The 20,794-nt window shown below is 60.2% G+C and carries 15 protein-coding genes; 3 read left to right on the top strand and 12 right to left on the bottom strand.

Translation table 11 applies throughout. The features are described from left to right. Positions 1 to 13: 13 nt before the first annotated feature. The 10 genes from VL15_RS20825 to tssB form a co-directional block, all read right to left on the bottom strand. A complete protein-coding gene (locus VL15_RS20825; RefSeq protein ID WP_048248194.1) occupies positions 14 to 1,078 on the bottom strand; it encodes a pentapeptide repeat-containing protein in 1,065 nt (354 codons plus the stop codon). 17 nt (positions 1,079 to 1,095) lie between these two features. Beyond that, complete coding sequence (locus VL15_RS20820) at positions 1,096 to 3,675, bottom strand: DUF2169 family type VI secretion system accessory protein (protein ID WP_048248193.1); 2,580 nt, start codon at positions 3,673 to 3,675, stop codon at positions 1,096 to 1,098. A gap of 28 nt (positions 3,676 to 3,703) precedes the next feature. After that, a complete protein-coding gene (locus VL15_RS20815) occupies positions 3,704 to 6,736 on the bottom strand; it encodes a type VI secretion system Vgr family protein (RefSeq protein WP_080970897.1) in 3,033 nt (1,010 codons plus the stop codon). A gap of 26 nt (positions 6,737 to 6,762) precedes the next feature. After that, positions 6,763 to 9,396 carry a type VI secretion system ATPase TssH gene (gene tssH, locus VL15_RS20810; protein ID WP_048248205.1) on the bottom strand — a complete coding sequence of 878 codons (2,634 nt, stop codon included), beginning with the start codon at positions 9,394 to 9,396 and terminating at the stop codon, positions 6,763 to 6,765. Beyond that, entirely contained in the window at positions 9,383 to 10,405 is a 1,023-nt protein-coding gene (tssG, locus tag VL15_RS20805) for a type VI secretion system baseplate subunit TssG (protein ID WP_048248191.1), read from the bottom strand. The genes tssH and tssG overlap by 14 nt, the downstream gene beginning before the upstream one ends. Beyond that, positions 10,393 to 12,141 carry a type VI secretion system baseplate subunit TssF gene (tssF, locus tag VL15_RS20800; RefSeq protein ID WP_048248190.1) on the bottom strand — a complete coding sequence of 583 codons (1,749 nt, stop codon included), beginning with the start codon at positions 12,139 to 12,141 and terminating at the stop codon, positions 10,393 to 10,395. Before tssF ends, tssG begins: the two co-directional genes overlap by 13 nt. A 28-nt stretch (positions 12,142 to 12,169) precedes the next feature. Continuing rightward, on the bottom strand, positions 12,170 to 12,622 hold the full coding sequence (gene tssE / locus VL15_RS20795; protein WP_048248189.1) for a type VI secretion system baseplate subunit TssE: 453 nt from the start codon (positions 12,620 to 12,622) through the stop codon (positions 12,170 to 12,172). Continuing rightward, on the bottom strand, positions 12,619 to 13,107 hold the full coding sequence (locus tag VL15_RS43230; protein WP_048248188.1) for an Hcp family type VI secretion system effector: 489 nt from the start codon (positions 13,105 to 13,107) through the stop codon (positions 12,619 to 12,621). The genes tssE and VL15_RS43230 overlap by 4 nt, the downstream gene beginning before the upstream one ends. Positions 13,108 to 13,303: 196 nt before the next feature. Beyond that, positions 13,304 to 14,845, bottom strand: a complete 1,542-nt coding sequence (gene tssC, locus VL15_RS20785) for a type VI secretion system contractile sheath large subunit (RefSeq protein ID WP_080970896.1) — start codon at positions 14,843 to 14,845, stop codon at positions 13,304 to 13,306. Continuing rightward, the gene (gene tssB, locus VL15_RS20780) at positions 14,842 to 15,336 is read right to left on the bottom strand and encodes a type VI secretion system contractile sheath small subunit (protein ID WP_048248204.1); all 495 of its coding nucleotides are present in this window, start codon (positions 15,334 to 15,336) and stop codon (positions 14,842 to 14,844) included. Before tssB ends, tssC begins: the two co-directional genes overlap by 4 nt. 270 nt (positions 15,337 to 15,606) lie before the next feature. On the opposite strand from tssB, the gene VL15_RS20775 reads away from it, so the two are divergent. The 3 genes from VL15_RS20775 to tssA all read left to right on the top strand — a co-directional run bounded on the left by VL15_RS20775 (position 15,607) and on the right by tssA (position 19,791). Then, positions 15,607 to 17,370: an ATP-binding protein gene (locus VL15_RS20775; protein WP_053077684.1), complete on the top strand. Its 1,764-nt coding sequence runs from the start codon at positions 15,607 to 15,609 to the stop codon at positions 17,368 to 17,370. Beyond that, a complete protein-coding gene (locus VL15_RS20770; protein ID WP_080970895.1) occupies positions 17,367 to 18,104 on the top strand; it encodes a response regulator transcription factor in 738 nt (245 codons plus the stop codon). Before VL15_RS20775 ends, VL15_RS20770 begins: the two co-directional genes overlap by 4 nt. Before the next feature lie 64 nt (positions 18,105 to 18,168). After that, positions 18,169 to 19,791: a type VI secretion system protein TssA gene (gene tssA / locus VL15_RS20765; RefSeq protein ID WP_230684492.1), complete on the top strand. Its 1,623-nt coding sequence runs from the start codon at positions 18,169 to 18,171 to the stop codon at positions 19,789 to 19,791. Between the two features lie 150 nt (positions 19,792 to 19,941). Here tssA and VL15_RS42060 read toward each other — a convergent pair whose 3' ends face one another. After that, complete coding sequence (locus VL15_RS42060) at positions 19,942 to 20,115, bottom strand: hypothetical protein (RefSeq protein WP_155420266.1); 174 nt, start codon at positions 20,113 to 20,115, stop codon at positions 19,942 to 19,944. 50 nt (positions 20,116 to 20,165) lie between these two features. After that, the coding region (locus tag VL15_RS20760) for a YadA family autotransporter adhesin (RefSeq protein ID WP_048248202.1) at positions 20,166 to 20,794 on the bottom strand (629 nt) is incomplete at its 5' end.

Here is a 20,794-nt window from a genome sequence, read left to right as displayed (position 1 = left end):
GCGTAGTGAGGTGTTACCGGTTATGCGCGGTCCATTGCTCGGCATGCGCCAGCGAGGGATCTGTCGGACGCGCCCCCATTTTGCGAGCGCGGTCCCAACAGGTTTTTCGGTCATCGACGCAATGCAGGTTTGCGTGTGAGAAGTCGGCGTCGGTACAATCGGCGCGCATTAGATTCGCGTGTGAGAAATCACAATAGACAAAGCTGCCTCCCGCGAGCGTTGCATCGGTGCAGTCGGAATGTGTGAAGAGTGACATCTGCGCCTGCAAGCCTCGCGCATGCATCGACGACAGGCGCGTTCGTGCAAAATCACTCTGATCGAACACTGCATCGGTGAGATTGGCTCCAACAAGCGTCGCGCCTGCGAAGCGCGTGTGTCGTCCTTTTGCTCCACGCAACGTCGCGCGCTCGAGGTCGGCGTCGAAGAACAATGTTTGCATGAGCGCTGCGCTACTGAAATCACTGCCTGAGAGATTCGCTCCGCAGAAATGCGTCATCGTGAGATCACAGCGATCGAAGCGTTGTCCGTGCAGATCTGCGCCGGTGAAGAGCGCTTTCGTCAGCCGGGTAGCATCGAAGCGCGCGGTCGACAAATCTGCGTGCATCGCCGAGAATCGCTCAAGCTCGGCGAGGCCGAAATCAGTGTGCTCGAAATGGCACTCGACCGTCTCGCAGTGCAGCAGTTTTGCGTTCGTGCATTGCGCCGAGCTGAGGTCGGAGCGCTCGAATATCGCGCGCTCCCATAGCGCGCCGCACAGCGTTGCTTCGGTGAGGTCGCTGTCTGTCATCACAAATGTATTGCCAGTCGTCGAATTTAGGGCCGCGGAACGCAGTGCGACCGCATGCCAGCTCGACGCGTCGAGCGTCGCGCCGTCGACACGCGCGCCTGTTAGATCACAGTGCAGCCAGCGTGTCGCGTCGAGTCGTGCGGCTGAAAGATCCGCGCCGCGCAAGATTACGCGATCGAGCGTACAGCCGGACAGATCGTGCCGGGAAAGGTCGGCATGCGATAGATCGACGCCAGTGAGTGTGCGAGTGTCGGCGAGTGCGGCAAGCGCCAATTGAAGTGTGGCGGACATTGATATCGTCAAATGTGTCAGCGGGCGGGAGAGAGTTCGGGGCGACCGGGTACGGCGAGCAGCGTTCGGTCGAGGTTCGCTCCTTCGAGCTGCGCATGGGTGAGCTTCGTGCCGTAGCAGTCGACGCCGTACAGATTGCTGAACTGAAACTGCGTGCCGACGAGCTGCGCACGGCGCAACGACGCCTTGAATAGATTCGAGTGACGCAAGTCGGCATGACTCAGATCAGCCTTTGACAAGTCGATCTGCTTTGCACTTGTCAGCATCAGAATTGCCCCGCATGCATTGGTATGGCTCAGGTTCGCGCGATCGAGTGATGCCTTATGCAAATCTGAGAAGCGTAGATCGACGCCACTCCAGTTGACATCGTCGAGTACTGCGCCGCCCAGATCGGTGTTGTTGAAGTAGCTCGATGCGTCCGCACGCGAGCCGCATAGTACGGTGCCCCTGAAATTCGCCTCAGACGCTTGTGCGCCTTGCCATTCGGCGTCGTTGCAATGCGCATCTTCGAACGTCGCACCACGCAAGCTTGCGTGCTGGAAGTTCGCGTGAGGCAGGCTCGCGGATGTGAAGTCGGCGGTATCGAGCTTGCAACCGAGAAAACTTGCGTTCATGCCGTTAAGTCTCGCGGCGGAGAGCGCCGTCATCCTGCTTGTGTCGAATAGCGTGTGCGTACAGCTGCAATCGATGAGCGACGCGCGCGCGAAGTCAGCGCCGGTGAAGTCGCTGCGATCGAGCAATGCGCGGTCGAGTATCGCTGCGCAGAACGAAGCGCCAGGCGCGCTGGTGTTCTCGAATTTCGTGCCGCGTAAGTCGGTGTCAGAGAAGTCCGCGTGCTGTAGCTCCGCATGATCGAACGACGCGTAGGACAGCCGGCTGCCGACGAAGCGCGTCCGAGCCAGTATTGCGCCGCTGAAGTCCGCACGCTCCAGTGAAATGAACGACAGATCCAAATCGCTCAGATCAAGGCCTGCGAAGCCACGTTTGTTCTGGTGGTGCCCGATTACCTGCTCGCGCGTGAGTTTGCCGGCGGGTGTGGTTGATGATGTATTCTCGGGCGGAAACGGCGCTGGACTTGTAAAGACGCCAGCAGCATCGGCCGGCTGCGTCGAGATCGGTGTCTGGTCTGGCTCGGTTGGCCCAACAGGCTCGGTCGAATCGCGCTCGGCAAACTTCGTAACGCCCGCCGTAAGTGCCTCGACGTCGAGCGGTGCGTCGAGTATATCGAGCGCGGATGAGATGCCGGCCAACGCTGGTTGGCTTTGCGAGATTGCGTGCAATTGCGCGCGAGACAAGCCGGTCTGTTCGAGGACGGCGCGTGTTTGCGTGTCGACTTGTTGAAGTAACTCGTTGAGCGATGCTTCATGCGGCTCAGAACCGGACGGTTGCGCGGCAATATGCGCGCCGTCTGACATTAGCCCATCGCACTGCAGACGCAATTGCTCCGTATGCGCTTCGAGTTTCACTGCGAGCGTGGCGAGCTCGTCCATGCTCAGGTTGGCGGGCGAGTCGCGATCGGGCAGAAGACGCGCGATGTCGGCTTGAGTAAGGCGGTGTTTGGAAAGCAGCGTGTCGGTCTGAGCGGCGAGTTCCGCAGCAGCCTTTTCGAGTTCGGACAGGTCAGGTACGGGCGGCTCGGGATTTGAAGGTGATTCGCGATTTGTGCCGCTATCGGCGTCGGTGTCGACATTCGCATCGGCGGAAACCGTCGGCGCTGCGACGGTCTCAGGTAGTGCTTGCGCGACCGCGCCTCGTGAATGGCCGTTTTCGATTAGCGGCGGATCGACGTAAGCATTGACCGGCAATGGCGACGTATCAAGACTCTCCCAGCCCGCGATCAACCGTACTACGTCATCGCCGTCCTCGTCGTCGATCGCAACGGTCGAGCGAAAAAGGACGATCCCGCACGCGGCGTCGGGGAACAGCCAGACAGTCTCCGCGCGCATCGAGCATGCATCGATACGCGCGAAACCGTCGACTGAGCGCTCGACAAAGCAGCGCGCCCGCACGCGTGGCAGCTTGCCCTCGATGATCGGGCGTGCCGCATTCATGTTCAAGAGCTCGATATCCTCGTCGCCGTTCCAGAAAGCGTCGATCCGCTGGTCGAGCGGTGCGGCGTGGAAGTAGTCGGCGTGCGTGCCAGCTGGCAGGTGCGGCCATTGCTTGGCTAGCCAGCGCGAGTCGAATGAGCCGAGATGACGCGCACGTTCGCGGTCCGACGGCGGCAGAGCATGGAAATCGACGAGCGGCGCCGAGTCGCGCACGTCGAGCGAGCGTTCCTTGCAAGCTGTACCAACACGCGCGCGCACGGCGATCGATGTGCGCGCACCAGCTTTTCGCTCGCGCGCATAGGCTCGTCCATAGACGAGAAATTCGCCGGCAGGTTTCGGAAAACCTTCGTCGAGCGGCATATGGTCGCCCAGCGAGCGCTGAGCCGTCCGCCAGAGTTCGACCTCGGTCGCGAGGTTCGCCGGGCCGGCCGATGTATCGGCTTGCAGATGAAAGAGGGCGAGCGCGCCGACCGACAGCCAGTCGGCGCCGTCAAGGCGCAGTGTCCGGTAGAGCAGCCCGAGCGTATCTGGTTTGACAATTTTCATGACTGAATTCGAGAGCGAATGCTACGCGTCAGCCCAGCTGGATCAGCTGGCCATCGATCTTGACCGACGCACTGCCGCTGAATTTGAGGTTTGTCCCGCGAACGTTGACGGCTCCGTCGCCGTTGATCTGAGCTGAAGCGGACCTGCATTCGATGGCAATCTTTCCTTCGTCGATCTCGACGTTCGATTTGCCTGCTACGATGCCGATCTTCGCTTCGCGGATGTCGAGCTTCGTCTTGCCTTGCGCATGCTCGAGCGTCAGCCCTTCGTCGGTCGCGACAAGTTTGTTGCCTTTGAAACAGAGCTCCGCGTCTGATGCGCTCATCCGCACGGCGCTCATGTGCTTGGCGTACATCTTATGCAGACTGTCGATTTTCTGCGCAACGAGCATCTTCTTTGCTTTCAGCTCAGCCACCTTGGCTTTCAGCGCCACTTCTTTCGCCTTGATCTTGGCCGCCATGACGGCATCGCCCGGCGATGGTTGGGCCGGCGTGGCCGCGCTCAAACCGGACGCATTCTGGTTCGATGACAGGACGTCGTTCTCCGAGAGTTCCGCCTCAAGATCGGCGATGTCCTTGAGGGAACAGTCGAGATCTTGGCGAAGATCAATCAGGTTTTTCAGATCGGACTTGATGGACGGATCGGCAGGCACCGCCAACAGCACCGTATCGTTGGCGTGGACGTGCGCGTGCTTCGCCGACTCGACGCCCCAGCGGCCTTCGCTGAGACTCATCGCGACGTCGACCGCGCCCGGCCCTTTCACCGACCATGCTACGCCGTCGACGCCGAGTGACATCCGCGTCGCATGGGTCAGGTTCTTAGCCGCGAGACCGATTCCGTGCTTGCCTAGCGATAGATCGGCCACGAGCGGTAGCGCCGCCTGCGCTTTTGCGACGTTCGTCAGTAGCATGCGGGCCGTAGCCATCAGTGCGGTGTTGGCGGCTGTTGTGCCGATGAACTGACCGGCGGACACGCCAAAGTTTGCCCACGGCAGACCGGCAATCGCACCGCCCTTGACGACCCCTGCAGTGGCGCTCGCAGAGGTGACGTTCACAATGCCAGACGTGACTATGAACTTCTTCAGTATGGCTTTGACCTTGTCGAGCAGCTTTTGCGCGGTCGCGGCTTCGATTTGCTGACCCGCGGATAGCCGGATCGCATGCGTTGCCGACTGCTTGTGCAGCGTTTGCAGAAGATTCGACGCGCTGTCATTAATTTCGTGGGTCAGGCTGCCGGGCAGCATCCAACGCAGATCGCCCTGCAACGACGTTCGGAAATTCGCACTGACATCGAAGCTGTTACGCACGCCGACGTAGACGTCGGTGTTTCCACCCATCGATACTGAGCACTTCAGCCCGCCCGCGATGCTGTATGCGTTGCCGAGCGAGAAGTCGAACTTATTGCCGGCCGTGAGCAGCGCCAGGCCATCGGTGGGGCCGACCGCACCGATCCCAATGTTGTTATTCGGAGCGTGTAGCCACGTCGCAGCGTCACTGCCGTCCTTCATGTGAAGCTGATTGTGCTCGGTCACTATTCGGTGAGCGGACGGGTTCTTGCGTGTGACGACGTTTTTGTGTGTGGAGTTCGGCACCGCGCCGACGATAATGGGGCGATCGGGGTCGCCGCCATCGAAAGCGATCTTCACCTCGGTGTGCTTGAGGAGCGGCATATGCATCCCGCGATCGTGTCCGGAGTAGGGCGTAGCCATCCGGATTCGGGCGGAGCCTTTGTTCGCCCGATGAGCGGTGTGCGCGAACGGGAAGCGCACTTTGTACTGTCCGTATTCGTCGAGTTCGGCAACCTTGCCGCGACCTTCGCCGTCGACGATTGCGCTGACGACGCCAGTCGCGTGTGGTTTCGGTGTTGTACGCGGCGGTCGGTACTGGACGTCAGCCTGAATCGCGCGAAATTCGTTGTGGTAGACGACGTCGCCATCGGTGAAGCCGAACGGCGTGTCACAGTTCGGGAACAGCAGACCCGCCTGCGAGCCGAAGTGCGAAATCTCGGTTAACAGATAGCGGTCGTCGAAGTCGGCGCGATAGTGGCCGGAAAACGAGATGACGCGCCCGGCGCGCATGCCGGTTGCTGTCGCTTCGCCGACGAACTGGCGGCCTTCGCAAAGCAACGCTTCGGCACGCAGCTTTGCATAGCGTTGGCCTTCTTCTTTCGTATGGAAGCTCTCGCCGCTCGGCACGAATTCACCGAAGCCGTCGCGTGACACGCCCGCGCGCACTTCGAGCGGTAGATCGGCTTTCCGGTAGTTGAAGTCCCGCAGCACGACTTCGCGCGGCAACGGTTTTTCGCGGCATGCAAACGCCTGCACGCGGTTCGATTCGATTCCCGCGTCAAGCTCTGTCGGGGGCGCATAACGGACGGTGAGATCGTCGGCCGGCCCTGGCTGATACCGTCGATCGTCGACGAGCACGAGCGTGTCGCGTCGGGTGTCCTGCTCAAAGTAGTAGTAGATGCCTTCATTTTCCAGCCAGCGCGAAACGAAGTCGAAATAGCTCTCGTCATACTGGCAGACAAAGCTGCGCTTTCGGTAGCTGCTGCCGTGCCGGAAACGATAGTCGCGGCTGCCGAACGATGCGGTGCGCAGCACTTTCTTTACGATATCCGGGATCGTTTGCTCGTTCAGGTAGACGTCCGATAGTCGGTACTGCGATAGCCGCCATAAACGCGACACGAGCACCGCGCGATACACGGTATAGTTACGAAAACCGTTCAGTTGCTCGAATTCTGCGAGCACGCCGGAATAGGGTGTCGTACCGGTGTCGCCGTACGGCGGGCGGATCGTTAGGGTCGCCGGGCTGCTCAGCATCTTCCTGAACTCAATCCCTGGCTCAGAGCTCAAGAGTGTCAGCTCGAACCGATACGGCTGCGAAATCGCTTCGCGGCCGGTCATCTTGACCACCTCGAACATCGCCTCGTCGTATGCTTCGCTGACGAAATCGAAACGTCGTGGGTTCTCGCGCGCGTCGCTTGCAGGGCCTTTTGGGGTAGCTTCGGGCAAGCTTTTGGGGAAAGCCTTGGACGAGTCTCTTCGGATAGGCTTGGCCATTTGGATTCCTGGATTGCGTGACGACGTTATTGCGAAGCGTGTTCGGTAAACGAGATATCGAAGCGGCCGTCTTCTGCGACGGTGAGACGAATTTCGGCCGCCGGCGTCGAGTTATCCGCACGCACAAGGATCTGCTGTGCGAGAGTCGGCAGCACATGTCGCTGCAGGATGAAATCGACGTTGCGCGCGCCCGTCTCGACTTCGGTACAGCGAGCGGCGACGTGCGCGACCACGGTGTCGTCGTAGACGAGGCGCATCGAATGCTGTATGGAAACGCGCGCCGCGATGCGTTCCAGTTTCAGTCGAACGACGTCGCCAAGCACGTTCGGCGCGAGCGTCGCATACGGGATTACGGTCATCCGCGCGAGCAGCGCGGGCTTGAAGTGGCACGACAGCGTCGGACGGATTGCGGCGAGCATCGTTGTCGCGTCCGGCCGACTGGTGGTTGCGTCGAGATCGGCGATCGTGTCCGCGCCAAGATTCGACGTCAGGAAGATAACCGTATTCGCGAAGTCGACTTCCTTGCTTTCACCGTCTGATAGCGTGCCCTTGTCGAAGACTTGGTAGAACAGGTTCAATACGTCCGGATGTGCCTTCTCGACTTCGTCGAGCAGCACGACCGAATAGGGCCGCTGCCGCACGGCCTCGGTCAGCCGCCCACCTTCGCCATAGCCGACATAGCCTGGGGGCGAGCCGATCAACCGGCTGACGTCGTGCCGTTCCTGGAGCTCGCTCATGTTGACAACGACGATCGAGCGCTCGTCGCCGAACAGCGCATCGGCGACGGCGAGTGCAGTCTCAGTCTTGCCGACGCCCGACGGCCCGGCGAGCAGGAACACGCCAAGCGGGCGACGTGGATCGTGTAGGCCGACCGTGCCCATCCTGACTGCTTCCGCGATCTGCTCGAGCGCGGGGCCCTGGCCACGGATACGGCGCTTTAGCGTGTCGGCGAGCCGTAGCATCACATCCGCACGGTCGCCCCGGATCTTGCCGGCAGCGATGCCGGTCCAGTCCGATACGACGTCGGCGATCACCTCGGGACAGACGTCGATCTGTACGAGCGCTCCGTCGCGTTGCGTATGGGCGAAATGACAGATCGCGTCGGCGAGCGTCCGTTCGGCCTGCTTGCTCGCGGCGGCGTCCTCGTGGGGCATTGCTCGATACGCATTGCGCGCGCCGATGAGCGTGCGCGCCGCGTCGCATTGCGCGGCCCATGCATGACGCAGGGTGTCAGCGCGTGCCGACAGCATAACGAGTTCGTCGGCAATCTCGGCAAAACGAGGCCCATCCGCTGACCGTCGACCATCGAGGTCGTCCTGCAGCGAACGACGCTCGCGCTCGAGTGCCTGAATCGCCCGCTCTGCATCTTCAAGCGCGGTGGGCTTCGTCTGCTGCCGGGTTTTCACGCGCGCGCAAGCCGTGTCGAGCAGATCGATTGCCTTGTCCGGAAGTTGCCGGCCGGTGATGTAGCGGTCGGATAGTTCTGCGGCCGCGACGAGCGCGTCATCAAGGATCGTCACGCCGTGCGCGTCCTGATAGCGGTCCTTTAGCCCGCGTAGGATCAGCACCGCTGTTGCGACGTCGGGACTGTCGAGCTTCACCGGCTGGAAGCGACGCGCAAGCGCCGCGTCTTTCTCGAAATATTTTTTATATTCGCTCCACGTTGTGGCCGCGATTGTACGCAGCTCGCCGCGCGCGAGCGCCGGCTTCAGCAAATTCGCTGCATCGGACGTGCCGGCCTGGCCGCCCGCGCCGATCAGCGTGTGTGCTTCGTCAATGAACAGCACCACGGGCGTCTCGGACGCATTGATCTCGGTCATCACGTCTTTCAGCCGCTGTTCGAATTCGCCCTTGACGCTCGCTCCGGCCTGCATGAGCCCGAGATCGAGCCCGAGCAGTGTTGTATTCCGCAGCGAAGTCGGCACGTCGCCTTCGACGATTCGCAGCGCGAGCCCTTCGACTACGGCCGTCTTGCCGACGCCCGGCTCGCCGACGCATACCGGATTGTTCTTGCGCCGTCGGGCCAGGATGTCGACGATCTGACGAATTTCGGCGTCGCGGCCGAACACGGGGTCGATCCGACCGGCACGCGCCTTCTCGGTGAGGTCCTCACAGTAGCGGGCGATCGCACTTTGCGCGTCTCCCGTGCGTTCCAACTTGGCATCGGCCATGTTCGACCGAGTCGATTCCGCGGATTGTGCGCAAACATCGCCGAATTGAGCGAGCAGCGAATCTTTGCGCAGCGACTTCAGCACGTCGTCGTTGCTCGATGACGGTTGCCGCGCAGCGCGCGCGACAGCAGCTGCGAGCACGGCTGCTGAGCGAATTTTGGCTTGTCCGAGTTCGAGCGATGCGATGAGCCACGCGTCCTGTAACAGCTCGATGAGCGATCGCGCAAATGCGGGGCGGTCGCCGTTTCCGATCGGCAACGCATCGAGTGCAGCATTAGTCTGCCTGCGCAAGAGGGCGACGTCGACGTCGTGCGCGCGCAGCAGTAGGGTCGCATCGGCAGCCGACTCGTCGCACAGCTTGACGAGCAGGTGCTCTACGGTGATGTCGCAGTGCCGGCGCGCGACACACGAGCCGACTGCGCTTTCGAGCGATGTCCGGCAATAGGGGTTGAGCTGTTCGATCAACGGTTTCAGGTCAACCATCATGATGGGGTCTCGCTTGATCAAAGAGGGAGGGCGGAAGTCGAAATTCCGGCGACGCCGAGCGTTCGGTCGTCGGTCCGCCGAGCCACGCATCGAGCCCGACGCTTGCCCATGCTTCGCCGCCGCAACGCGCGGGCTGTGCGTCACCCGCGCGCACGCTGACCACGATGTCGACGATGAACGGTTGCGTTAGGAAAAATCGTGTCAGGAACCGCAATCGGGCGAACGCGTCGCGACCGGGCATCAATTGTCGGAACAGCGGACCGGGCACATCGCTCAGCACGATTCGCAGCCGCTGACCGCTATCGCGGATCCGTACGCCGACGCGAGAGTCGATGCCGATTCGATGCGCATGTGCACCGACTCGGGTGCGCTGATCGTCTGGGATCGGCAGCCATTGCGGCACGCATTGGTCGATCTCGACTGTCGCCGGCGCAAATGCGTCGGCGAGTAGCGTGCGCAGCCCGAGCGCGGAGCGCGGTCGCTGGCCCAACAGGCCGACGTAGCGGAGCAGGTCACGCGCATATGGGCCTGCGCGGCGAGCCGTTTGCGCGTCGACGCCTACGAGCGCGTACAGCGGCCGCAGCGCGCTCGCGTCTCGCTCCTCGACGATTCGTAGCGACAGGCGGTATTTGAGCCACGCGTCGAACAGCAGCGGATAGAGCATCCGGTGCAGTAGGTCGAGTAAGCGTCGAGCCGCGTGGCGGCCCTTGAACGCTTCGTCGATGAGGTCTTCGGTATAGAACGTCGGCAGCGGAGATGATACGCCGTACAGACCGAAGAAATTCGCGACGACCTGGTAGCCGCCATTTTCGGTCTTGTTGATGCGCTCAATGTCGGTGTCCGGAAACGACAGGCTCAGGTTCGGCCGTGTGTCGATCGGCATCGGTGCCGTTCGCCCACACGCGTCGCCGTCGCCGCGCCGTTCGCGCACGATACGTCGCAGCAGTCGAATCGCCTGGAAATAGGCGAAGTGCTTCGCCTCACCAAGCAGGACGGGTTCTAGAGCAGGCATTGCGCCCCCATTCTAGGCGGCCATGCGAAGCGCTCGCCGTTGTGCGATTCGTCGATCTCGACGCGCGTGTATGTGTTGATTGCCGCGTAGTCGGATAGAAAGTGCTCCAGCACACAGCCGAAGAGAAACAGCTCGCCGACGCCACCGAATGCATCGGCGTTGCAGCGAAGTCGAATGTGTTGTCCGCTCAGCAGCCGTTCGCTGACGATGCGCGTCTCCGGTCGGACGTCCACGGTTTCGATGCCGTCGATGCGGCGGCGGTCGGATTGCGCGCGCGCGCGATCATCGCGTTCGTCGAACGCATGCAGCTCAAGCATTCGCTTCAGATTGTCACGGTTCCCGAGCGACAGAAAATTCAGCGCGAGATGGCCGATCGTCCGCCATAGCAGTGATTCGCCGAGCGGTGGATCACGCTGTGGCGTCACGGGCGCGATGTTGCGAAATGCGAAGCGCTCGGGCGAGCTGTCGGTCGGGCGGCACACGTCGCCAACCTTTAACCGTGCTGGCAAGTGGCCGTTGGTGCATGACAAAGTAATCGACAGCGTCTCTGTCGCGAGCGCCTCGCCGCCCGGATACGCGATCGCCAGATGGACATCATGTACGTGCCCAGCGATCGAAGCGCGTCGAATAAGCCGGTAGCTGGCGGCATCGTCGCCAGCGAAGCCGAACGGAACGTAGTGCCGCTCGACCGGATTACCGGGCCGGTAGCCGACGACGCGATCGACCGAGAATATACGGCAATGATCGTGGGCGTCGCCTTCCGGCTGCAGTTGGTAGTCGGTCACGCGATGCTCGTGCTGGATCGGTACCGCTTCGTGTGGGAACAGGTTCAGCGCAGTGACGACGTTTAGTTTGAAGCTGTCACGATCGACGTTCGGCACCCACTCGGGCACGCTGTCGAGCGCGAGCCACACGCTGAACTGGGTTCCCGTGCGTCCGACTGTCCAGGATTCGAGGCCGGTCAGCTCGACGAACAGGAATTTCTCCGCGAACGAGAAGTATTCCTGCAGCAACCGGAAACCCGGAAACGCGCGATCCGGAAACGGGAACAGACTGTCGTCGAAACCGTCCATCCGCAGTGCTTCGCGGCCGAGTGTGACGCGCGGACCGGGCCGGTCGGGCGGACCGGGCGTCACGTCAACCGAGGTCACATGACGCATTAGCAGCAGGAACAATTTGCTCGCCTGCGCACGCTCGCCGTCGATGAACAGGCGGATGCGCGTCGCGTCCCATTCGCTTGCGTCGATGCCGAGCATTTCGAAATCGAGCCGCAGCACGGGCTTGTCGCGTCCGGAGTCGCGTCCGGATGCGACAAGCCTGCAGTCGGCGAGCGCGATCGGTTCGACGGAGAGATCGTCGCAAGTGCGGAAACGGCAGCAGAAGCCATCGACCGGCGTCGACTCAATTTCCGTGCCAGCCGCGACGGTTGCGCGCTCGAGCAGCGCGCCCTGCGGTTCGAAGGCCATCAGCGTGGCGGCTGGAATCGGGCGCAGGTAATGCGGAAACAGCAGGTTTGCTAGCTCCTGAACCAACTCCGGAAAGCCGTCGTCGAGCTTTTGCCGCGTAAGCCCCGTGAGGAACGCAACACCCTCAAGCAGACGCTCGACATCCGGGTCGTCCGACGGCGCGCCGAGCATTGGCGCGAGCAAAGGGTTAGCGCGGCCGAATTCGGCGGTTAGCTCGCGCAGCCGGAACAATTCGTCCTCGTAATAGCGATTCAGCGTGATGGTGGCCATATGGATACGCGGCGAAAACCGCGTGTGTTCAGGAAATCGTTCGGATATCGACTTTTCCGTTGCCGCTGACTGTCGTGAGAAAACGGGCGGGAATCTCGCGCTTATCCAGCATGAGCCGCGCGTCGAGGTTGAAATGCAACATCGCCACGTCGGGTGACCGATCGGCGAGCACGACGCGTGGCGACTTGAGCCGCGGTTCGTAACGCGTGATCACGCACTCGATCTGCCGCTCGATCTCACGGACAGACCCTTGCGCAAGGCCGCCCGCGAGATTCGTGAAGTCCGGCACACCGAACGCCGGATCGATGGGGACGTGGCCTTGCCGCGTGTTCAGGATGCGGCGCAGGTGATCGAGCACCGAGTGCGCGAGCACATCGACGCGAGGGAAGCAGCTGTGCTCGCCGCCGGCCTCCCAGTGCGCGATCCGCTCAAGCAGTCGGTATGTGCTCGCCGAACGGCCGAGTGTGCTATGCCCGTTCACACCTTTGGCTTGGACCACGAGTCTTCGGCCTCGATGCCGTCTGGTTCGTACGTCCACGTGATCTTTTCGTAAGTAAATGACACGTCCTCCATGTGACCGAATTGCTGATTCTCTTGGTCGAGGCAGTTGGGTGTCCATGCTTTGATGCTCATCACGATCGCGTTCTCGAGTTTGATCGTGTAGTACTTTTCCTCCCTCCCTTCCTTCGTGATCCGGTAAAACTCGAGGACGACGGACTTCATCTGTTCGCCTGAGGCGAGCGCCTGGGACAACTTCGGCGACGACTTATCGAGCTCCTTTGTCAGCTTGAGTGGGAAATGGATACGTTTTCCGGTCGGCAAACCCGTTTGCGGACTTTTCGGGATCTCGATGGGATGGTCGACGGCCTGCACGAGAATCTTGCCCTCGTGTCCGCTGACCTCGACTGAACCTTCGATTTTTCCTTGATTCTGGCCTTCGAGCGTGAGATAGCACGGCATCGGCATGATGCATTTCTCCCTGAATTGCGGCGCGGCTCAATGGGCGCGCGCCGGGTTGACGATGGGGTTGCGATGCGACAACGATCGTCGCAGACATGAAACAACGTTCAGCGGGGTGGGTTTGATTTCCGTATCGACGCGATATGGAAACGTCACCGATGAATCATCGGCGACGCGCGCCTTTGCGTCAGCCAACTCCCCATCAGCGCTTCTCCAGCTTGCCGACGAGTGACAGCGTGAACGATGCGCCCATATATTTGAAGTGCGGCCGGACCCTCATGTTTACGCGATACCAGCCGGGCTCGCCTTCAACGTCCTCCACGAAGATTTCCGCTTGCCGCAGTGGCCTGCGGCTGCGCACGCCTTCGGTGGGGTTGTCCATGTCCGCGACATACTGGCGGATCCACTGATTGAGCTCACGCTCGAGATCGCCACGCTCCTTCCATGTGCCGATATTTTCGCGCTGGATCACCTTGATGTAGTGCGCGAGCCGGTTGATCACGAAGATATACGGCAGTTGCGTGCCGAGCCGGTAATTGAGTTCCGCCTCCTTGCCTTCCTTGCTGATGCCGAAGAACTTCGGCTTCTGCGCGGAATTCGCGGAGAAAAACGCGGCGTTGTCGCTGTGCTTGCGCATCGTCAGTGCGATGAACCCCTGCTCGGCGAGCTCGAATTCTCGGCGCTCGGAAATTAGCACGTCGGTCGGAATCTTGTTCTGGATTTCCCCCATCGCTTCGTACGCGTAAAGCGGCAGGTCGGCCACCGTGCCGCCGCCCTGGGGGCCGATCACGTTCGCACACCAGCGGTAATCGGCGAAGCTCGCGGTAAGCCGGGTCGCGAAGGCGAACGCTGCGTTGCCCCACAGAAAGTCTGCATCACCGCCGTCGACGCGCTCCTCGTAATTGAAGCGTTTGGCGGGGGATGTGTTCGAGCCGTACGGCAGACGCAACAGGAATCTGGGGAGCGCGAGCCCGACATAGCGCGCGTCTTCGCTCTCGCGAAATGCATTCCACTTGGTGAATTGCGGCCCCTCGAACAGCGACGAGAGGTCCTTCACGTTCGGCAGCTTTCCGAATGAATCGATGCCGAAGAAAGCGGGGCCAGCGGCCGCGACGAATGGCGTGTGTGCCATCGCCGACGTGCTCGCAACGTACTGCAACAGCTTGACGTCCTGCGCGCCCGGACCAAACGTGTAGTTCGCGACAATCGCGCCGATAGGCTGGCCACCGAACTGGCCGTACTCGGCTGTGTAGACCTTCTGATACAGACCTGATTTCGTGATGTCCGGCGAATCCTGGAAGTCGTCGAGGAGCGCATCCTTGCCGACGTCTAAAAACTGGATCCTGATGTTCTCGCGGAAGTCGGTGCGATCGACGAGAAATTTCAGCGATCGCCACGTCGATTCGAGCTTCTGGAAATCCGGGTGATGCAGGATCGCGTCGACTTGCCGGCAAAGCTTGCGGTCAATCTCGGCGATCATGTCGTCGGTTATCGCCTGGCTTACCGTTTCGATGGGGCGCTTGGGCGTCGTGAGATGCGAAATGAACGCCTGGATGCCGTGGCGCGTAATCGAATAGGCGTCCTCGTCGCGCTTTACGCGCGCAGCCTCGATCAGTTCGTCGAGCAGCGATACGGAGGCATCGGGTGTCGGCGCCCCGGACGCCGAGGCACCCGGTGCGTCTTCAGCCGCGGGAGATTGCAGTTGTTCGCCTTCCATGGTCGTGTGTTCTGTGTCGGGGTTCATTTTTCGTCGAGATCGAGTTCTGCGAGCAACTGCGTGCGCGCAGCCTTATCAGTCACGATCTCATGGATGCGCTTGCGAAAGCTGGGAATGTTGCCAAGCGGCCCCTTCAACGCCTTTAGCGCGTCGCGCAGCGCGATCAACCGCTTCAGTTCTGGCACCTTATCGACGATCGCGTCTGGCGAGAAATCGTTGATCGAATCGAACGTCAGCGAAACAGGTAAGAGGTCGCCTTCTCCCGCTTGCTCGTCGAGCGAGTTCTTGACACTTAGCGCGAGCCGCAGGCCCTGCGCTTTTAAAACATCGTTGAAGTCGTCCTTGTCGATGTTGATGGGAGTGGCATCCTCGAGCTGCGGCTTGTCGTCCGCGGTTGAGAACTCGCCTAGCACGAGTACCTTGAGCGGCAGCTCGACTTCAGCTTTCGCATCGCCGGTCGCAGGACGGTAGACGATGTTGACCCGCTCCTTTGGTGCGACGGACCCGTTCGTTGTCATGGTGATACTCCGCGTTGTCATTGCCAAGTCGAGCCTGCTCGCGGCGCACTGGGCGCGGCTTTGGCATAAGAAGGGAAAGGGCACTCGATAAGTGTGAATTGAGTATCAACGAAACGGCGGAGCCGTCGTTAGTATGCTAGTCCCATGTATTGGTCATTGCGTGTCATTCGCATTGCATTTGTAAATAATGGCGTAATTTATGGTTAGAATGGGGTGATGTATTGAGGGATGTGTTGTTTGATCGTTACTAATGCATTAATTCGAATTTTTATGTGCGAAAAATCAGTCGAAGCTCCTGGGGGACAACACAAATTGAATGTGCGGATTGCTCGCATGCTTCGTGCCATGTTTTATCGTACTGATCGTGCTTATTCGAACGGTGGCGCGCTGAATGCTGCGGTGTTACTAATGCTGCTTTTCTGCGCGAATTATTTGCTATCGCGATCGGGCACGTGTACGTCACTCAACCAGACGCTGTCAGCGATCATCTGGCCTGCGCCGGTATTGGGCATCGCACTGTTGCTTGGCTGCGAGCGGAGGTTGACATGGTGGCTCGGAGTGATGTTGCTATTCGTCACGCAGGTGTTTGCCGGATCGCTTGATTGGGTGCCATGGCCTGTAGACGTACTCTTTGCGGCAATTAACGTGATCGAAGCGGTGATCGGCGCATGGTTTGTGCGGCGCTACATTTCATTCAAAGTTTGTGTAGACACGTTACGCGGCTTCGCGACGTTTTTGCTGTTGCTACCCGTTGCCACGGCATCCATTCATGCAACACTCGCCGCGGCAATCCTGTCCGTTTGGTTGGACGGTCGAGTTTTTATCGATGAGTGGTCTCGCGCATACGTGGCCAATGTGCTTGCGCTGCTGACAGTATTGCCGACACTGCTTATGTGGAAGTGGCAAGCGCTCCGTGTGTCGTGGTCGAAGCCTCAAAACTGGTTGCCGTCACTCGCGATGGTCGGTGTATTGTGCGTAGCCGAATTGTGGAGCGATCAGGGCGAGATTGCGCGTGTGATGCTCGCGCTATCGTTGTGCTGGGCTGCGCTCGAAGGTGGCCTCGCACTCGTGACGAAGCTCAACGCATGCGCAGTGATTGGCCTGATCACAATGACCATCCGCGGGCGTGGCCCATACGTGTCCCATTACGACGGTCATGGCGTGTGGGCGCTGCAGGTGGATCTGATTGGTGTTGTGATCCTCTCGATGTGTATCGCAATAGCGACGGGTGAGCGGAGAAGGCTCGCGCGGCAGATTGACCGGTCGCGTCGTTTCGAATCACTTGGATTCTTTGCGGGCGGTATCGTCCATGACTTCAACAACGTTCTAACGACAATCGCCTGCTATGCCGAATATGCGAGTGAGCAGCTCGTAGCGGCCGACCGTGTTAGTGAGTCGATTGGCGAGATTAATCAGGCGATCGAACGTGGCCGCGACCTGACGAAGCAAATCCTGTTGGCCGCGCGGCGCGGCGAGCCCGTGTTGGCGAGGGTGAGGCTCGCCGAGGTCATCGCCGAAGCGGTCGGGGCGGCGAAGGTTGCAGCAAAACGTGATGTTGAGATCATTGTTTGCGGCGATGATGAGCGGCTCATCGTCGTTGCTGATCGCAGTCAGATCGAACGGGCTATTCTCAATCTAGTCGATAACGCGGTTCGTGCTGCACGTACGACAGTCGTGGTAAGCGTCGGCGACAGCGGAGCGCCAGCTGCCGATGCGTTTGACGTCGTGATTGGCGAACAGATAATTTCGGAGGGCGTCTGGATCGAAGTAAGCGACAACGGTGGCGGCATCGACGTCGAGCCGCTCGACAGGATATTTGAGCCCTTTTTTTCGAGCCGATCTGAGGTAGCCGGGACGGGACTCGGTCTTGCGATCGTCGCGGGCGCGGCGATCGCGCATCGCGGACAGATTGCGGTCGAGACTGGGCGGGGCAGAGGCAGCCGATTCAGGCTTATGTTGCCTGCGGCGCGCAAAACGAGTGCATCAAGCGAGACGGAACGCGATGCGCAAGGGGCAGTACCGGAGATAGGATGATAAACATGACCAAATCACCGACGGTGCTCGTCGTAGAAGACGACGAACCGATGCGGCGTCTGCTTTGCAACTACTTGTCTGGCCACGGGATGACCGTGGATGGCGTCGGGACTGCCGGCGCGGCTGTGGAAGCGGTTGGCCGGCGTGACTACGAGATGGTATTGCTCGATCTGGGTTTGCCGGACGGAGATGGTATCGACGTGCTCTTGGGCTGGCGAGATTCCTATCGATTTCCGCTTATCTGCATGACGGGGCGTGGCGAAGAGGCTGATCGAATCATGGGCCTCGAATTCGGCGCGGACGACTATGTTGTGAAGCCGTATTCGCTGCGCGAGGTGCTCGCGCGGATGCGTGTGCTGTGGCGCCGTGCCGAGCTAGCGGCGACGCCGACGCGGCGCGGCAAGCGGCCACGTGCATACCGTTTCGACGGCTGGACGCTGAACATGAACACGCGCCGACTGTCGGCAAGTGACACACGCGAAATCTCGCTGACGGTTAACGAATTCAATCTGATGGTGTTTTTTCTTGGCTCACCGTCGCGCGTCTTTACACGTACGCAATTGCTCGAGTGTACGCGCGCGTTCGATGACGTGTTCGATCGAACGATCGACGTGCTGATCTGGCGGTTGCGCAAGAAGATCGAAAAGAATCCGAAGGTTCCGGATCTGATCCGCACGGAGCGTGGCGTTGGTTATTACTTCGCTGTTGCGCACGTCGAGGCGGTATGGGAATGAACAAGCGATGTCGATTCAGTTCGGTTTCGTTTCCCGGTGAGGTCGTATGTCGGTGAATTTAGAGATGTTCACCATGCTTGGTCGCATAGACATCGATCCGATGAAGCCGGAAGGTGCCGGAATTCGCGACGATGCGCGCTTTGATGCACTGCAGGCGGAACTCGGAAAGCTTACGTCGCCAGGTGCGGGTGCGCAGGTTGACTGGGAAGCTGTTGTGCGCCTCGCGGCAGACCTTTTGTCCAACAAGGGTAAAGATCTGCTTGTTGGCTGCTATTTGGCAGGTGCGCTGCTGTACGTGGGTGGCGTAGCAGGGCTGCAGTGCGGTGTAGCGATCGTCGGAGATCTCGTGGAATGTCACTGGGATGCGATGTCTCCGCCGTTGTCGAGGCTGCGCGCGCGACGAGGTGCGCTGCAATGGTTGCTCGACCGCATAGAAGCGGTGCTCGAAACGGGATCCGTAGTGAACGGTGTCGCCTACCCGATTGAGTTGATCGAGCAGCTACGCTCAGATTCGAGAAGGATTGACACGTTGTTGGCCGATCGCGACGACGATGCACCCACGATGCGTGCTGTGCGCGCGTTCGCTGACCGATTGCCGGTCGAGTCAGACTCGGGTGAAACGGCCGAAGAAGGAATAGTTATCGCAGACGCTGAACCGGAGGCGGAAATGTCAACTCGGCTGACCGATGGTTTGCCGCAAGTCGCTACCGCTGAATCCGAAGAGCCTACGGCGTCGCTTGCATCGATGTCGCTTGGGGGCGAAGTCAATCGAGAGCATGCGATTGACGACGTGGCTGCGCGTCTCCATTGTCTGGCTACGGCGCTTTCGCAAGCTGATTGGACCGACGTGATGAGTTTTCGAATGCGTCGGTTCGCTTGTTGGATGAATGTACAGGAGTTGCCGGACACGGATACAGATAACGGCAGAACGCGAGTCGCGGCGCCGAGCGCGCAGGTTGTCGAGGCGGCGAACGAAATTGATCTGCACGGGGATCCCGTCGATGCGGTTCGCTTCGTGGAAGAGCAGGTGCAGGCGTTTCCGTTTTGGCTGGATTTGCAACGCATCGCGGCGCGAGCGCTTTCGCGGATCGGCGATGCTGGAGTCGCAGCGCGACGGGAGGTCGAGACGACGACGCACGCGCTGCTTTTGCGCATGCCCGGACTCGACGCGATGAAGTTCGCGGACGGTTCATCGTTTGCGAACGACGAGACGCGTGAGTGGCTTGCCGGTATGACAGCGCCCGCCGAGCAGGACTGCGCGATTACGCCGGTTATAGGCGAGCCGGATCGCGCGCAGGACGAAGATTCCGACGTTTTCCCGGACGACGCTATAGTGCGTGCGAGATCGTACGCCGTTGATGGACAGCTGGATTACGCGCTGCGCACGATCCAGGATGCAATCGATCATGCGTCGAGCGCTGAACAGCGGCTGTGGATACGCATCCGGTTATGTGAGCTTGTGAATGAGCATTGGACGTACGCAATATCAGACGCGTTTGCACGGAGCGTGATCGAGCCGATTCGGCGTCACGAATTGCTGGTATGGAATCCTGAACTGGCGCTCGATGGCCTATCGGTCGCATATACGCTGCTGATCCGGTGCGACCGCGATTCGGTAGATGCGCGATCGGTGTTTGACGACATTGTGAAATTCGATGCGGTGAAGGCGATGCGTTTGTTGAGATAAAGTGAATCGATCGATTGCGCACCCGTGCATTGCAGTGGATGACGCCCGCCGAATTCGCCCGTCAGGCAAGGGAAACCGGCTCGCCTGACAACGCAACCAAGCGGGAAATCTCCACTTCCCAACCGGGATTAATTCTGGTTCAGGGTCAATTCACTCACCGAAAAGCGAGCGAACGATTTCGCTAAACTCGTCCATATATATAGGCGGGTCGTGTTCGGCCGATACGTTGATATCGGCATTGGTCGGGAACATATTACGCGCATCGTTGCCACAGCCGATTAGGCTAAATGCTACGAACATCGTGAAAAAGACGGCGATTTTCATTATTTTGCTGCCCTCAGTGACGTGTGTGCTTCGTGGTTTTGCATATGAGATCACCATTGATAACTCAAGCCGACGCCGGCGACGTTACCGCCGTCGCTGATGCCGACGCCCGCCCGCATCTTCAGGTTTTCGGTGACGCGGACAGTGCCCCCGAGGGAGACAGCACGTTGGCCCTTGTAGACGGCACCGCCTATGCCAAGCGACAGGACCTTGTTCTGGTCGACGTCGGGAATCATCGTCAGCGCGGTCGCGGCTGCGATGCCTGAATACGCATCGCGTGCCACATCGGCGATGCCTTGTTGCAGATCGCCGATACGCTGGTTCGTGTATGCGTTGGCGTTCGACATCGCAAGGTGCAGTTGATCGACGTTCACGGCGTCGGTACCTTGCGTGCCAGGGGCGACATGCACAATCTGACGCTCACTTCCTCGTTGCCCGACGGATACCGTGTTGTCGCGGTCGGCTACGGAACCTGCACCAAGTGCGACCGAATTGGCACCGGAGGCGGTTGAATCGGTACCGATCGCGACGGATTTTGCACCGGTCGCTTTCGAACCCACGCCAATCTTGAGTAAATCGCTGTCATATGCTCGGACGTTTGCTCCACCGGCAATCGTATTTGCGCGAGTCGCTAACGACTGTTGCCGTTCCTGCTGGTCAAGCTTCTGCTGTTGCTCAA

Source organism: Burkholderia cepacia (assembly GCF_001039005.1).
Classification (GTDB): domain Bacteria; phylum Pseudomonadota; class Gammaproteobacteria; order Burkholderiales; family Burkholderiaceae; genus Burkholderia; species Burkholderia theae.
This window is presented reverse-complemented; position numbering and strand designations above follow the sequence as displayed.